The 12,953-nt window shown below is 68.5% G+C and carries 16 protein-coding genes and 1 other RNA gene; 7 read left to right on the top strand and 10 right to left on the bottom strand.

Going from position 1 to position 12,953, the window contains the following annotated elements; translation table 11 throughout:
• Nucleotide 1: 1 nt before the first annotated feature.
• A complete protein-coding gene (locus J2753_RS08950; protein WP_209491588.1) occupies nt 2-199 on the bottom strand; it encodes a heavy-metal-associated domain-containing protein in 198 nt (65 codons plus the stop codon).
• Between the two features lie 82 nt (nt 200-281).
• Nucleotides 282-626, bottom strand: a complete 345-nt coding sequence (locus tag J2753_RS08945; RefSeq protein ID WP_209491587.1) for a cupin domain-containing protein — start codon at nt 624-626, stop codon at nt 282-284.
• A gap of 169 nt (nt 627-795) precedes the next feature.
• Between J2753_RS08945 and J2753_RS08940 the strand changes: the two genes are divergently transcribed.
• Nucleotides 796-1,125, top strand: a complete 330-nt coding sequence (locus tag J2753_RS08940; protein ID WP_209491586.1) for a hypothetical protein — start codon at nt 796-798, stop codon at nt 1,123-1,125.
• On the opposite strand, the gene fer is transcribed toward J2753_RS08940, so the two are convergent.
• From fer to J2753_RS08920, 4 genes are all read right to left on the bottom strand, one after another.
• On the bottom strand, nt 1,122-1,784 hold the full coding sequence (gene fer / locus J2753_RS14555; protein WP_209491585.1) for a ferredoxin Fer: 663 nt from the start codon (nt 1,782-1,784) through the stop codon (nt 1,122-1,124). The genes J2753_RS08940 and fer overlap by 4 nt on opposite strands.
• A 46-nt stretch (nt 1,785-1,830) precedes the next feature.
• Entirely contained in the window at nt 1,831-3,516 is a 1,686-nt protein-coding gene (locus J2753_RS08930) for a hypothetical protein (RefSeq protein WP_209491584.1), read from the bottom strand.
• Nucleotides 3,517-3,748: 232 nt separating this feature from the next.
• Entirely contained in the window at nt 3,749-3,892 is a 144-nt protein-coding gene (locus J2753_RS08925) for a hypothetical protein (RefSeq protein WP_209491583.1), read from the bottom strand.
• An 81-nt stretch (nt 3,893-3,973) separates the two neighbouring features.
• Nucleotides 3,974-4,807 carry a hypothetical protein gene (locus J2753_RS08920; RefSeq protein WP_209491582.1) on the bottom strand — a complete coding sequence of 278 codons (834 nt, stop codon included), beginning with the start codon at nt 4,805-4,807 and terminating at the stop codon, nt 3,974-3,976.
• Nucleotides 4,808-4,939: 132 nt separating this feature from the next.
• On the opposite strand from J2753_RS08920, the gene J2753_RS08915 reads away from it, so the two are divergent.
• Both J2753_RS08915 and J2753_RS08910 read left to right on the top strand, forming a co-directional pair.
• A complete protein-coding gene (locus J2753_RS08915) occupies nt 4,940-6,085 on the top strand; it encodes an NADH:flavin oxidoreductase/NADH oxidase (RefSeq protein ID WP_209491581.1) in 1,146 nt (381 codons plus the stop codon).
• A gap of 69 nt (nt 6,086-6,154) precedes the next feature.
• A complete protein-coding gene (locus J2753_RS08910) occupies nt 6,155-6,796 on the top strand; it encodes a hypothetical protein (RefSeq protein ID WP_209491580.1) in 642 nt (213 codons plus the stop codon).
• A 43-nt stretch (nt 6,797-6,839) separates the two neighbouring features.
• On the opposite strand, the gene ffs is transcribed toward J2753_RS08910, so the two are convergent.
• The 3 genes from ffs to J2753_RS08895 all read right to left on the bottom strand — a co-directional run bounded on the left by ffs (nt 6,840) and on the right by J2753_RS08895 (nt 8,427).
• Nucleotides 6,840-7,151, bottom strand: an RNA gene (gene ffs, locus J2753_RS08905) — signal recognition particle sRNA.
• A gap of 91 nt (nt 7,152-7,242) precedes the next feature.
• Entirely contained in the window at nt 7,243-7,965 is a 723-nt protein-coding gene (locus J2753_RS08900) for a hypothetical protein (RefSeq protein ID WP_209491579.1), read from the bottom strand.
• Between the two features lie 42 nt (nt 7,966-8,007).
• Nucleotides 8,008-8,427: a DUF7548 family protein gene (locus J2753_RS08895; protein ID WP_209491578.1), complete on the bottom strand. Its 420-nt coding sequence runs from the start codon at nt 8,425-8,427 to the stop codon at nt 8,008-8,010.
• Between the two features lie 85 nt (nt 8,428-8,512).
• Here J2753_RS08895 and J2753_RS08890 point away from each other — a divergent pair, with 85 nt between their 5' ends.
• Nucleotides 8,513-9,679: a thiolase domain-containing protein gene (locus J2753_RS08890; protein WP_209491577.1), complete on the top strand. Its 1,167-nt coding sequence runs from the start codon at nt 8,513-8,515 to the stop codon at nt 9,677-9,679.
• A complete protein-coding gene (locus tag J2753_RS08885) occupies nt 9,676-10,059 on the top strand; it encodes a nucleic acid-binding protein (protein WP_209491576.1) in 384 nt (127 codons plus the stop codon). Before J2753_RS08890 ends, J2753_RS08885 begins: the two co-directional genes overlap by 4 nt.
• Here the strand turns inward: J2753_RS08885 and J2753_RS08880 are convergent, their stop codons facing one another.
• Entirely contained in the window at nt 10,060-10,827 is a 768-nt protein-coding gene (locus tag J2753_RS08880) for a DUF7547 family protein (protein WP_209491575.1), read from the bottom strand.
• 91 nt (nt 10,828-10,918) lie between these two features.
• Here J2753_RS08880 and J2753_RS08875 point away from each other — a divergent pair, with 91 nt between their 5' ends.
• Together J2753_RS08875 and J2753_RS08870 are read left to right on the top strand one after the other, a co-directional pair.
• Nucleotides 10,919-11,206, top strand: a complete 288-nt coding sequence (locus J2753_RS08875) for a DUF7111 family protein (protein ID WP_209491574.1) — start codon at nt 10,919-10,921, stop codon at nt 11,204-11,206.
• 42 nt (nt 11,207-11,248) lie between these two features.
• Nucleotides 11,249-12,943 (top strand): phospholipase D-like domain-containing protein, encoded by a 1,695-nt coding sequence (locus J2753_RS08870; protein WP_209491573.1) that lies wholly within the window; start codon nt 11,249-11,251, stop codon nt 12,941-12,943.
• Nucleotides 12,944-12,953: the final 10 nt, after the last annotated feature.

The raw sequence follows: 12,953 nt of genomic DNA, 5'->3' as shown, positions 1-12,953 counted from the left end.
CTCAGCCCAGGACAGTGTAGCCGGCGTCCTCGATGGCGTCGGCCACTGAGTCGGAGTCGACCTCGCCCTCGATCTCGACGGTGTCGGTGGTGTTGTCGGCCTCGACGGACTCGGTGCCCTCGAGCGCGGCGACCGCCGTTTCGACTGCCTCTTCACAGCTACCGCAGGCCATGCCTTCGACGGCAATATCCTGTGCCATGCGTCCAAATAGGGCACTACGGATGGAGAGCGTTTCGGTCACCACATCCGTGGCGCGCGGTCGCCAAGCGCGCACTGGGAGATCAGTCGCGGTCGGTCCAGAAGTCGAAACCACGGCCGGGCGCGAACACGTCCAGACCGACCGCGCGCTCGCCGGACTCGTTCTCGACGCGGTGGGATTCCCAGGCCGCGAGGTGGACAGAGTCGTTCTTCGAGAGCGTCACCGAATCCCCCTCGGTGTGGACGGTGAGTTCGCCCTCCAGACAGAGACAGACCTGTTCGTTCTCGTGGTCGTGCATCGGCGAGGAGTGGCCCGGCGGCTTCTCGAACCACTCAAAGGTGAACCGGTCGCTGCCGGCGAGGGCCCGTCGCTGCCAGCCCTCGTCGGGTTCGTACGTCTCGGCCTCGTCGAACGCCACGTACTCCATACCCGGGCGGTGGGCGGGGGTCCACATCACTGTTGTGCGTCCGGCGGGCGTCGCCGGTGGTCGGCGCCGACCCCCCCGCGTTCGGCCGCACGGTTCACTTTCGCCGTATCCTTCACTTTCACTCCGGGCATGGCTCACTCCCTTTACCCTCCCGTGTGGAGCGGGAAGTATGGCTACTCGAACGCGCACCCTGCGGCCGTTCGACGCGCTCGTCCAAGCGCTGCGCCCGCGAACGCCCGACGCGGCGCTCCGAGAGCGAACCGCCGACAGGCTCTACGACGCCGACATCGGCAACCGGACGCTGGTCGGGGTGCTCGCCGGCGCGGAGGAAGCTGTGTATCACTCGACACGAACACGCTGTGTCGCCGCAGTCAGAATCACCGATGTGGGCCCGGATCTGGGCAGCGCGCGACCGCTGGGCCAGGCCGTCGACGACCCCGAGCGCGCGCTCGAACACGTCGACAGCGAACTGGCGTGGACGAACCCACGACTCGACTAGAAGCGCTGCGACGGCAGGCGAAGTTCGTCCAGTCCCGGGAGGTGTTTGACGTTGTAGACCACCTGGAGCGTGTCGCTTCGCGGCCGACAGAGACAGGAGAGCCGGATCCCCTCCTCGACCATCCCGTTGGGGAGCACGTGGCTCTGGGCCATCTCCACCTCCCCCTCGCGGAGGAGTACCGCGCAGTTCGCACACGCGCCGCCGCGGCAGGCGAACGGCCACGCGAACCCCGCCCGTTCGGCGGCTTCGAGTAACGTCTCCTCGCGCTCGACGAGCAGTCGGCCGTAGGATTCGGGCCCCAGATCGGCCGCTGCGGCCGCCTCGAACAGGTCCTCGTCGTCGACTTCCCAGCCGTGGTCGGCCAGCACCTCGTAGTCGAGATACTCCATCCGAGCCGTTCCCGGCGGGGGACCCGGTGGCTCGCCGGGTGTCGACGCCGCGGCGGCGGACGAGGCAGTCACCGAGTCGTCATCGGGGTTCTCCTCCTGGATCAACGCCTCGCCGTTCCGGATCGCCGTGTAGGCCCGCTGGAGCCGCATGAACGCGTCACGAGAACCGCCTTGGTCCGGGTGCGTCTCTTTCACCCGGTCGCGGTAGGCTCGGGCGACCGCCGACTCGTCGGCGTCGGGATCGACTCCGAGCACTTCGAACGGATCCACACGCTGGCTTGCGCGCCCGCGGAGTTAAGCAGAACGGAAGCGGGAGTCAGTCGTCGTCATCGTCCAGCGCCACGTCGGCCGCGGCGCCGGTCGCCGACCGGTCGCTCGCTGCGGCGGGGCCATCTCCAACGGGCGCCTCGCCGATGATTCGGGCGTAGGCCTCGCCGGCGGGATAAGGGTCGTCTGCCGCGGCCCGTACCTCGGTTATCGCCGTCCGAACCGTCCCCTGTAGTTCGGCGTCGATGTCGAGTCGGGGCCCGGCTCTGTGGTGGTCAGTGCTCCGGATCGGATCGACGACGTGACTTTCCTCGGCCGCGGTCTCGGAGATCCCGCCATCGTCGTCATTGCCGGGGCGTATGCTCGCCGGGAGCGAGCCCTCAGGGTCGTCTTCCGGCTCTTCATCCTGGTCGCCCCCAATCGGTGGGTAGACACCCGTATCGGGAACCCCTGAATCGGCGCCGCCCTCTTTTGTCTCTGCTTCTGTGGGCTCCGCCTCCTCGTCCTCCTCCCGATTCCCACCGATTGGCGGGTAGACGCCCGTGTCGGGGGCGTCGGACTCTGGATCCGCCTCGCTGGCTTCCTCAGTGGCGGCCGTTTCAGGGCCATCGTCGTCGTCCCCGGCGATGGGCGGGTAGACGCCCGTGTCCGGCGCTGCCGACTCGGGTTCGGGGTCAAGTTCGTTGGTCTCGTCCTCGCCGAACACCTGCTCGCCGCGGGCAGCCTCCTCCGGGTCGGGCCAGTCGGTCTCGTCACGTTCGAGGGTAATGTCGGCGCCACCACGCTGCTTGCCGACGCCGAGCGCGTCGCCGATCCGGTTGCGCGTGACGGCAACGCGCTCCGGGTCGGCGCGGCCGGCTTCGGGCTCGTAGTTCTCGACGCGCACGTCGAGCACCTCGGTCGCGAGCTGGTGGAACGCGACCATCGACTTGACCGCGGTCTCGAACTGTCGCTCGCGCTTCTCGGCGAGTGCGCCGTACTCGGACTCCTTGATCGCGTCGAGTTCGTCGAGGGCGTCGTCGAGCCGCGAGGCGAGTCGGTCGGTGGACTCCCGGAGCGACGCGACCTCGGAAGCGATGTCGTCGACGCGCTCGGGTTCGGCCGCTTCGCTCGTCTCTTGCTCGCTCCCGGTCTGTGCAGCTTCGAGCGCCTCGATCCGGGACTCGAGCGCGGCGAGTCGGTCGCCGTCGGGCTCGTCCGTGGGAGATGATTCGGTGGCCGCCGTCGCTCGGCTGGCAGCCGCTTTCCGGGATGCTTCCGGCGGCTCCGCGCCGGGCTGTGTCGCGGCTGTGGCGGCGCCGGCGGCGGTGCGCTCCGTCGTCGAGGTGCCGTCATCGTCGATATCCGCGGGTTCCCACTCCTGCATTTCGGCGATCTGTTCGTGGTCGTCGTCGGGCCGGCGGCTGTGGCCGTCGTCGGTATCGGTCCGGTCGTCCGCCGCCGCGATGGCGCGGACGCCCGCCTCGGTGAGTTCGGCGCTGGTGAGGCTGGCAGAATCGTCGCCGGCCGTACCCGCCTCGTACACCGTCACCAGCCCGCTCTGTCCGAGTCTCGGATGCTCGAGACGGTACGTGACCTCCTGCTCGCTCAGCGAGGTGGCCGCCGTGATCGCAGTGGCCGTCGCCGGAGTTTCCCCCTGCGCCGTCGACGCGTACCGCTCGGGCGAGCCGTTGATGTCCCGGATCGCCCGCAGGAACGTCATGTCCTTCAGACTGAGTTGTTCGGTGCCGTTCATTCCCCCATCACGTCAGGTGCTACTCCAGCCGGGCCTATAACGTTACGCCTGAGCGTCAGACATCGCCCCGAATCGGGTGGCAATGACGGCTTCTTGTCCGGGGAGCCGATTTTCGGGCGAGATGAGCACCCAGAAAGGCAGCATCGGCAGCATACCGGTCGCTCGGATGACATCCCTGACCGAGCACGCGACGGTCGAACCCGAAGACGACGACGTGTATGACGTGCGTAAGTCACTCGGGAACATCCATGCGATCTACAGCGAGATCATCACCGGGATGTGCGAGCACGTAAAACTCGCGAACATCCTCGGCGACTACACGACCGAGGAGATCCTGCGGAATGTACTGGAGACGGTCGAGGAGGACACCCACCACGTCGAAACTATCTCGAGGACGAGTCGCCAGTCGGTCGATAGCGGCCTCTACTGGTCGAAAACGACGCTTCCGGTTCAGGTCTTACCGGCCGATCCCGCAGCCAGAGACCGTGTCACACTCCAGCCCTTCTTCCTCCAGCGCGTCGATGAACTCGTTCATCCCGATGGCGTCACTGGCGATGTGGCCGGTGACGACGAGGTTCTTCTCAGTGTCGCCGTACTCCTCGGTGAGTTCCGCGGTGTCGCCGGCGCCGATGTGGATGTACAGCACCGTGTCGACGCCATGGTCGAAGTACGCACTGGCCACGTCGCTGCCGCCGTTCGTGCCGGCGGCGTGGTGGATAGCCACCTCACCGAGGTCGTTGTCTCGCTCGCCGAGGCGGAGTTCCACGTCGGTGATCGCCTCCTCGATCTCGGGGATCTCGCCCAGCGCGTCGGCGAACGCCCCGACTGTGGCGTCGTCGTCGAGATCGTCAGCGACTTCCTGGAAGCGGCGGCGCCCGAGTTCGTCCGGCGCGAGGTGGACGTTCATGTACGGCTGATCCAGATGCTCGGCGATGGAGGGGTCGTGGCGGTAGTTCGTGCTGTGGCCCGAGTGCTCCATGCCGGAGATGATGTCTGCGGCGGCCTCCTCGGCGCGCTCCTCGGGGACGCCGTGGGCGGTCATGAACTCCACCTGCTTGTCCAGTACGGGCGCGAAGTTGACCCGCGGGTCGCCCCCCGGCGGGTGGTGGGCCAGCACGAGGTCGTACCCTTCGCGCTCGGCAAGCTGGATCTCCGGGGACTCGAGGTCGATGCCCACGAGTGCGGTTTCCACGGCGTCGGCGGGGACGTGAACCCCGCTGTCTGCCGGCACCTCGTCCCAGCCGACGAGGTCGAGACTGATCTGCATGATCTCCTCCGTCGAGAGTGCCATACGCTCTCTCCCCGCGGCGAGGCTGAAAAGCTCCCGAATCCGGCAGATGACGTGACGGCGAGTCATCTCCCCGAAATCGGCAAACGAGACACGAGCCGACAGCGCCTTCTCCCGGCCGGCCGAAACCGCAGTGTGCACGCTTCACTGTTCGAACCACTCACGCTGCGCGAGACGGAGATCCCGAACCGCGTGATGGTGTCGCCGATGTGTCAGTACTCCTGTGAGGACCGCGACGGACTGGCCACTGAGTGGCACCACGTCCACCTCGGCAGCCGTGCCGTCGGCGGCGCCGGCGTCGTCATCGCGGAAGCGACGGCCGTCGAACCACGCGGGCGCATCTCGCCGGAGGACCTCGGTATCTGGAGTCAGGAACACGCCGACGCGCTGGCACCGACCGCCGAGTTCATCAAGAGCCAGGGCAGCGTCCCGGCGATCCAACTCGCCCACGCCGGCCGGAAAGCCAGCACCCGGCGCCCGTGGGAGGATTCTCCCCGCCTCGTCAAACCGGACGAGGGCGGGTGGACGCCGAAGGGTCCCTCCGACGAGCCATACCCCCGCGACGAGGAGAACACGGCGCCGACCGAGCGCATGGACACGGACGACGTGCGGGATATCGTCGACTCCTTCGTCGACGCCGCCGAGTACGCGCTGGACGCCGGCTTCGAGGTGCCGGAGATCCACGCCGCTCACGGCTACCTGCTCCACGAGTTCCTCTCGCCGGTCACCAACGACCGCGACGACGAGTACGGCGGCGACTTCGAGGGCCGGACGAAACTGCTCCGGGAGGTCTGTGAAGGCGTCCGCGAGGTCTGGCCCGAAGAGAAGCCCATCTTCGTCCGGATCTCCGCGACCGACTGGCTCCCTGACCGCGAGTCGTGGGACGTGGCCCAGTCGGCCCGCCTCGCGAGCGAACTAGGGGATCTCGGCGTCGACTTCCTCGACGTCTCCTCGGGCGGCATCCACCCCGACCAGCAGATCCCCCGCAGCGGCCCGGGCTATCAGGCCCAGTACGCCGAGACCATCCGCGAGACCCTGGAGAGCGAGGGCCAGACGCTCACCGGCGACACGATTGCGGCCGGCAGCGACGAAATCGCCGTCGGCACCGTCGGCGGCATCACCGAGGCCCAGCACGCCGAGGCGCTAGTCGGCAACGAGCGCGCGGACGCGGTGCTGCTCGCTCGCGAACACCTGCGTGACCCGTACTTCTCGCTGCACGCCGGCCGGGAACTCGACGCCGAGAACGCGCCGGAGTGGCCCGACCAGTACAAGCGGGCCTGAACCCGAAGAGGACCGGACGGGAGGAATTTCCGCACGAAAGCTTAAGCTGGATGTCACCCATGACTACCCATGGGCGCCATCGAAGCCTGGTCGCTGTGGCTCCACATCGCCGCCGGCACCGTCGCGGTGGCTGCCGGCGTCGCCGCGCTGGCGACGACGAAGGGTGGCCGGCGCCATCGACAGGCTGGAAGGCTCTTTCTCGCCGCCATGGCCGTTACCGTGGCGACGGTGTTCGTACTCGTCGTCCTCGTACCCACTTCGTTCCGGATCGTCCTCACGCTCGTCGCCGTGTTCAGCGGCTATCTCGCGTTCTCCGGCTACCGGGCGCTCTCGCGGAAGCGGCCGAGCGACACCGCACACGCGGCCGATTGGCTGGCCGCCGGTTCCGTGGTCGCCGCGTGTCTGGCCCTCGGCGTGTGGGGCGTGGTCTGGTTTCTGGGCGGCAGTTCCTTCGGCGTCGTGATGGTCGTTTTCGGCGCTATCGGCGTCACGTTCGGCGGACAGGACCTCCGGTCGTTTTACCACAGCGAGGGCGGGGCGTGGCTCGTCAGCCACCTTCAGCGGATGCTCGGGGCGTTCATCGCGACCGTCAGTGCGGTTTCGGCGGTGAACCTCACGCCGACGCTGGGTGTGTTGGCGTGGGTCTGGCCGACAATCGTCGGCACGCCGTTGATCGCCTACCTATCGAGCAAGTACGAGTCGGACCGATAGATCCCGCCGAGGCGGTCGCTCGACAGTGAGAGAACGAAATGAATGGCGGACGCCCGGGGTTGCCCGGCGTTCCGACGCGGGTAGTCTCGGTTGCCTCCTCCACCCCGCGGCCCTACGAGCGACGGGCGTCCGACGATGGGCTGCTCGCTTCCGCGCCTGACCCGGTACCGTCGATCAACCACGACGGATCGCCCCTGCAGGCGAGCGTCGTGGACCGCTGTCCCCGTAGGACGAGGCTTCGACGTCGGCTCCCGAGGCCCGTGCCGGTCTGACCGGACGAACCCGGGGTTCGGTCCCCCCTGAAGACTATCTCGGGGGTGACGAGCGGGGCCTAACCGCCCGACCTAGTCCACCTCAGGATAGCGGGGTGGGACATAAGGCCCTTTCGGGACAGAGATCCCCACACGCAGCACTGTGAGACGACGGCGACGACGCCTCGCCGACCCTCAGAGTTCGACCGGTTCGAGCGTCGCCTCCAGTTCGTCGACGTGTTCGTTGTACGTGTCGACGAACGCCGAAAACTTCGGGACGAACCGACGCACGTCCGCGGCCGCGGGTGGCTGGTACTGTGAGACCAGATAGACGCCGTCGCTGCCGCCGACGCGGAGGTAGGAGACGCCGTCGCGGTCCCAGTTGAGTTCCCAGCGCAGGCCGTCGATGCGCTCGGCGTAGGTGCCGTACTCCCCGCCCTCAAAGCGGTGGAGTTCGCCGGCGATGCGGTTACAGACCTCCTCGACGCGGCCGAGCACGCGGCGACGCTCCGCGACGGCCGTCTCGGTGGTTTTGGCCTCGGGAAACTCGTTGGGCACGTCAACGAGCGTCTCTTCGGCCTCCTCAACGTGGTCGTTGTAGGCCTCGACGAACGCCGCGTAGTCAGTGAGCGCGGTGGCGAGGTCCTCGGGGTCCGGCTGGCGCTTCGTGGAGACGACGTACACTTCAGAGCCGCTCTTGGGGTCGAACAGCAGGAACTCCAGGGCGCCCGCCTCGTGTTTCACCGTCCACTCGCCGCCGGGCGTGTCGAACGTCGTCCGGCCGTAGTCGCCGCCCTGCAGCAGCGCGAGTTGGTAGGCGATGTCGCCGGCGTGGTCGGCGACGGCGGCGACGACGTCGTCGCGCTGCTCAGCAACGGCTTCTACGTCCGTGGGATCTACCGGCGGCCAGTCGGTCACAGGTGTCGTAGACGCGACGGGGAGAAAACGCTCGCGGTCAGGTCAGAGCGCCGTCCGGCCCTGCAGGCCCGAGGCCGCGGCCAGCGCGAGCGCGCCCACGAGCACGACCCAGCGGTGGTTCTCGATCCACGAGTACTCCGCGGGGAAACTGAACAGCACCGTCGAGTCCAGGGTGAGCAGCCACGCCACCGCCGTCAGGAGCACACCGAGGGCGACGACGACGCCGACCCCCGAGAGCATCGTTTCGTCGGTGTGGGGCTGACCGACCGAGAGGAAGACCACGGCGGCGACGACGGCCAGCAGGCCGACCGCGGTGAGGCCGAACGGGCCGGCCGAGTAGTAAGCGCCGAGCGTGCTCCCCGTGCCGGAGACGACCAGCAGCGGCGCGAACACCACCACGGCGAGCAGCGCGGCGACGACTGCGACCGCCTTGCCGGCGTCCGCAGGCTCTCGAGGGTTCATGTCCAGGGATGGCGCCGGGGCGGCCATAAATCGCTCGTGTTCCGCGAAGGGAAACGCGTAAGCGACCCGCGGCCGGCCACCCGATATGGAACGAGTCGCCATCGTCGGCGCGTCGATGACCCCCTTCGGCGACCGGGAGGGGGAGTGGCTCCGCGACCTGCTCGCGGAGGCCGGCGCGGACTGTCTCGACGACGCCGGCGTCGACGCCGACGCCGTCGACCACCTGTACGTTTCGAACATGGCCAGCGGCGAACTGGAGGGCCAGACCGGGGTCCCGAACATGCTCGCCCACGATCTGGCCGCCCAGCCAGCCTACACAGCCCGGATCGACCAGACCTCCTCCTCGGGTGGCGCCGGCATCTACGCCGCGTGGCAGTCGGTCGCCTCCGGCGCGAGCGAGACCACACTCCTCGTCGGCGGGGAGAAGATGACCCACAAGACCACGGGCGAGGCGACGGACGTCATCGCCTCCCTGACCCACCCGGCGGAGTACAAACACGGCGTCACGCTCCCCTCCTTCGCCGGCTTGACCGCGCGGCTCTACCTCGACGAGTACGACGCGCCACGGGAGAGCCTGGGCAAGGTCGCCGTGAAGAACCACGAGAACGGCGTCGACAACCCCAAGGCCCAGTTCCGGAAGGCGGTCGACCTCGACACCGTACTGGAGTCGCCCATCGTCGCCGACCCGCTGCGACTGTACGACTTCTGTCCGATCACGGACGGCTCGGCGGCGATGCTGTTCTGCCCCGAGTCCGTCGCCCGGGAGATCACCGACGAGTACGTCGTCGTCTCGGGCGTCGCGGGCGCGACGGACACACATGTCGTCCACGAGCGCCCCGACCCGACGACGATGCGCGGCGTCGTGGAGTCCAGCCGGCAGGCCTACGAGATGGCCGACCGGGAGCCGGAAGACATCGAGTTCGCCGAACTCCACGACATGTTCACCATCCTCGAGTTCCTGCAGTTCGAGGACCTCGGCTTCGCCGAGAAGGGTGAGGGCTGGAAGGCCATCGAGGAGGGCCGCACCGAACGCGACGGCGACCTGCCGATCAACACCTCCGGCGGCTTGAAGTCGAAGGGCCACCCCCTCGGCGCCTCCGGCGTCGCACAGGCCGTCGAAGTGTATGAACAACTACTGGGCGAGGCCGGCGACAGACAGCTCGACGACCCCGAAATCGGGCTCGCATGCAACGTCGGCGGCTTCGGCAACTGCGTGACAACCACGATTCTCGAAACCCCGGAGGCAGAATGAGCGACCAGCAATCCGACCCCGAGATGACGGCGTACCGCTACCCCGACGGCAGCATCACCTACCCCGGTCACCCCTATGGCCCGGGCGGCGAGGAGCCAGTCGGGACCGTCGACCTCAGCGAACACACCGCCGAGGTCGTAACCTGGACCACCTCGACGGCGACGCCGCCCGGCGTCCGACAGCCGAACCACCTCGCCATCGTGGAGTTCGACGTGGACGGGGTACCGGTCCGCGCGCTGGGCCAACTCGAGAAGGAGAACGTCGACATCGGCGACACCGTGGAGCCGTTCCACGTCGAGGAACTCCGGGACCCGGAGACGGGTATCCGCGAGCCTGAGAGTCAGGACTGGGACGGCTTCCGGTTCCGGCCCGTCGAGTAGCTACTCCGGCGCGGTTCCGTCGGCGTCGTCGCCGCTCTCGACGGCGTCGTCTTCTGGCTCCCCTCCCTCATCTTCCGCAGCACCCCGTACCTCCTCCCGTATCGAGTCGAGTTCGGCGTCCACGTCCGGTTCCGGAGCGTCGGCGGATTCCCCGTTCTCGTCCGTGTCCTCGCCCGCGTCCGTATCGTCGGTACCACGCGTCACGTCGATATGGACCGCATCGTCCTCGGAGCTTGACCCCTCGGAGCGCTCGGACCTGCTCGGCTCCCGGCCAGTCTCACGCAGTCGGTCCTGAATCTCCGCGGAGAGTTCCTCGGCCTCCGAGAGCAGTTCCCGGGCCTCCGGATCCGGGGCCTCGGTGCCCGCGACGGCGTCGTTCAACTCCGAAAGCCCGTCGGCCAGCCGATCGGTCGAGAAGCCACGGCCGGCGTCGATAGCGCGACCCACCGCACTATCGCCGCCCTCCCGCACGGCCGAGCGCTCGGGGTCGAGCGCGCGCAGCGCCGCGCCGCCGAGGCGGAGGAGCCGGATGTTCGTCTCCAGCACCGAGATGAGCGTCGGGATGGTGTACTCCTCGGTGAACCGGAGCACCTCCCGGAGCCGCGGCGGCCGGGGTGCGGGTCGGCCGCCACCGGGGAGTCCCCGGGGAATCGTCGGCTGCTCGGTTCCCTCCCCGTCCAACTCCCTGCGGAGTTCCACCAGCGTCGATTCGAGGTCGGCGATGCGGCTCCGGAGCTCCTCCGCCTCGGGGTCGCGGCGGTCGGTCATGACTCGCGCTTGGGGCGCCCGGCGTATAAGCCTGCACCGCGGCGCCGTCGACACCGATGGGACTTACTCCGGGGCGGGCAAACCCCGATTCATGAGCGACCACGAGGGCGCAACCGAGCGCACGGCGGGGGACGTGACCGCCCGCTACACCGAGGAAGCCGGCGAGCGCCGACTCGACATCCAACGCGAGGGCCGGACCGCCTCCATCGCCCAGAACATCGAGGGCTACGCCATGTTGAAAGTCCGAACCGGCCCGGACGGCGACGAACTCGAACGCTACTACGGCTTCGACATGGCGCTCGATCACGCCGCCGAACTGCTCGGGGTCGGCGTCGACGACCTCCCGGTCCCCGAACCGGCCGAAGACATGGGGATGTAGCACGCCCGAGCCTTCTTAAGTGATGACGGGACCAGCCAACCCGTGGCGCGAGAACAGCCGCCGACCGATCGGCTCACGCCGAGCGCCGTAGCCACGGCGCGGGCCGTCGTCTGCGGGCTCCTGATTCTCTCGCTTCTCCCGGGCGTTGCCGTCGCAGGCCCGGGAGCCGCCGATGTCGCCGCCAGCGATGAGGGCGCGAGCAGTTCCGCGGCCATCCTCGAGATATATCCCGACCCGGCCCGCGATGGTGATGCGGGCGAGTACGTACTCCTCGGACTTCCCGAACCCGGGAACTGGAGTATCTCGGACGGTGAATCGACCGTCCGTCTCAGGAACCGCACAGGTCGCGTGCTGGTCACGGACGACCCTGAACAGATCCGGAACGGCACCGGTACTGGCCCCGAAGGCACACGCCCGAGAATCGTCGGCGAAGGTCTCGAGTTGTCCAACTCCGGCGAGGCAGTCGTGCTACGACGCGACGGCGCGGTCGTCCACCGCGTCCGCTATGGCGAGACTGAGGAGGGCAAGCGATACCGCCCAGCGACGGACAAGTGGCGCCCCGTCGGGCTCGATCCACGCGATCCCGTCACTATCGGGCCGACGAACGCGACCGCGTTCCTCCTCCCGGACTCGCCGGGCATTCCCCTCGAAACGCTCCGCAGCGCACATCAGCGACTACTTGTCGCGGGCTACACGTTCACCTCCAAGCGCGTCGCGAACGCACTGATCGACGCAAGCGAGCGTGGCGTCGACATCCGGCTATTGGTCGAGTCAGGGCCGGTCGACGGCATCTCCGCCCAGCAGGCCCGGCTGCTCGATCAACTCGTCGCTGCAGGTGTCGACGTGCGCGTCGTCGGCGTCGGTGCCTCGCGGTTCAACTACCACCATCCGAAATACGCAGTCGCTGACGACCGGGCACTAGTACTTACCGAGAACTGGAAGCCCTCCGGCATCGGCGGTCGGTCGAGCCGCGGCTGGGGCGTCCGCACCGAAAACGGCTCGACAGCCGATGCGCTCGCCGCGCTGTTCCGGGAGGACGCCGCCGCGCCCGACAGCCGGACCTGGTCGTCGTTCCGGGATGGCCGCCGGTTCGAACCAATTCCGAGCGCGAACGGGAGCTACCCGGCCGAGTTCTCCCCCGAGCGCGTTCACGCGCGGAACGCCACACTCCTGACTGCGCCCGGCAACGCCGAGTCGGCGCTGGTCCGTGCCATCGACGACGCCGAGTTCCGCGTCGACGTACTCCAGCCGACGCTCGGCCGGCAGGACAACGCGCTTGTGCGAGCGACGCTCCGGGCCGCCCAGCGTGGCGTCGAGGTGCGGGTCCTGCTCTCCGGCGCGTGGTACTCCGCCGAGGAGAACGCGGCGCTCGTCTCGTGGCTGAACGACTGGGCTGACCGCAACAACGCCCCGCTCACCGCCCGAATCGCCGAACCCGGCGACCGCTACGAGAAGATCCACGCGAAGGGGCTGCTGGTCGACGACGACCTCGCGGTCGTCGGCTCGCTCAACTGGAACGAGAACAGCGCGACCCGGAACCGCGAGGTGGCGCTCGCGCTCCACGGGCCCGAGCCGGTCGCGTTCTACCGCGAGAGCTTCGCGGCGGATTGGGAAGGTGGCAGTGGTGGTGGGGGAACGTGGCTGTTCGCCGCTGGGGCCGCGGCGTCGGTCGGCGTCGCCGGCCTCGTGGCGAAGCGGTCGCTCAGCTTCGCGACAGTCGAAAAGTGGGAGAAGTGAGGAGCGATTC

The sequence above is a fragment of the Halolamina salifodinae genome (assembly GCF_017874235.1).
Classification (GTDB): Archaea; Halobacteriota; Halobacteria; order Halobacteriales; family Haloferacaceae; genus Halolamina; species Halolamina salifodinae.
The sequence above is the reverse complement of the archived record's forward strand: the minus strand, read 5'-3'. Positions and strand labels throughout refer to the sequence as shown.

Coding starts and splice junctions, on each gene's coding strand:
- J2753_RS08880 (WP_209491575.1), bottom strand. CDS start 10,827: ATGACCGACCGCCGCGACCCCGAGGCGGAGGAGCTCCGGAGCCGCATC.
- J2753_RS08895 (WP_209491578.1), bottom strand. CDS start 8,427: ATGAACCCTCGAGAGCCTGCGGACGCCGGCAAGGCGGTCGCAGTCGTC.
- J2753_RS08950 (WP_209491588.1), bottom strand. CDS start 199: ATGGCACAGGATATTGCCGTCGAAGGCATGGCCTGCGGTAGCTGTGAA.
- J2753_RS08940 (WP_209491586.1), top strand. CDS start 796: ATGGCTACTCGAACGCGCACCCTGCGGCCGTTCGACGCGCTCGTCCAA.
- J2753_RS08920 (WP_209491582.1), bottom strand. CDS start 4,807: ATGGCACTCTCGACGGAGGAGATCATGCAGATCAGTCTCGACCTCGTC.
- J2753_RS08930 (WP_209491584.1), bottom strand. CDS start 3,516: ATGAACGGCACCGAACAACTCAGTCTGAAGGACATGACGTTCCTGCGG.
- J2753_RS08945 (WP_209491587.1), bottom strand. CDS start 626: ATGGAGTACGTGGCGTTCGACGAGGCCGAGACGTACGAACCCGACGAG.
- J2753_RS08890 (WP_209491577.1), top strand. CDS start 8,513: ATGGAACGAGTCGCCATCGTCGGCGCGTCGATGACCCCCTTCGGCGAC.
- J2753_RS08875 (WP_209491574.1), top strand. CDS start 10,919: ATGAGCGACCACGAGGGCGCAACCGAGCGCACGGCGGGGGACGTGACC.
- J2753_RS08885 (WP_209491576.1), top strand. CDS start 9,676: ATGAGCGACCAGCAATCCGACCCCGAGATGACGGCGTACCGCTACCCC.
- J2753_RS08910 (WP_209491580.1), top strand. CDS start 6,155: ATGGGCGCCATCGAAGCCTGGTCGCTGTGGCTCCACATCGCCGCCGGC.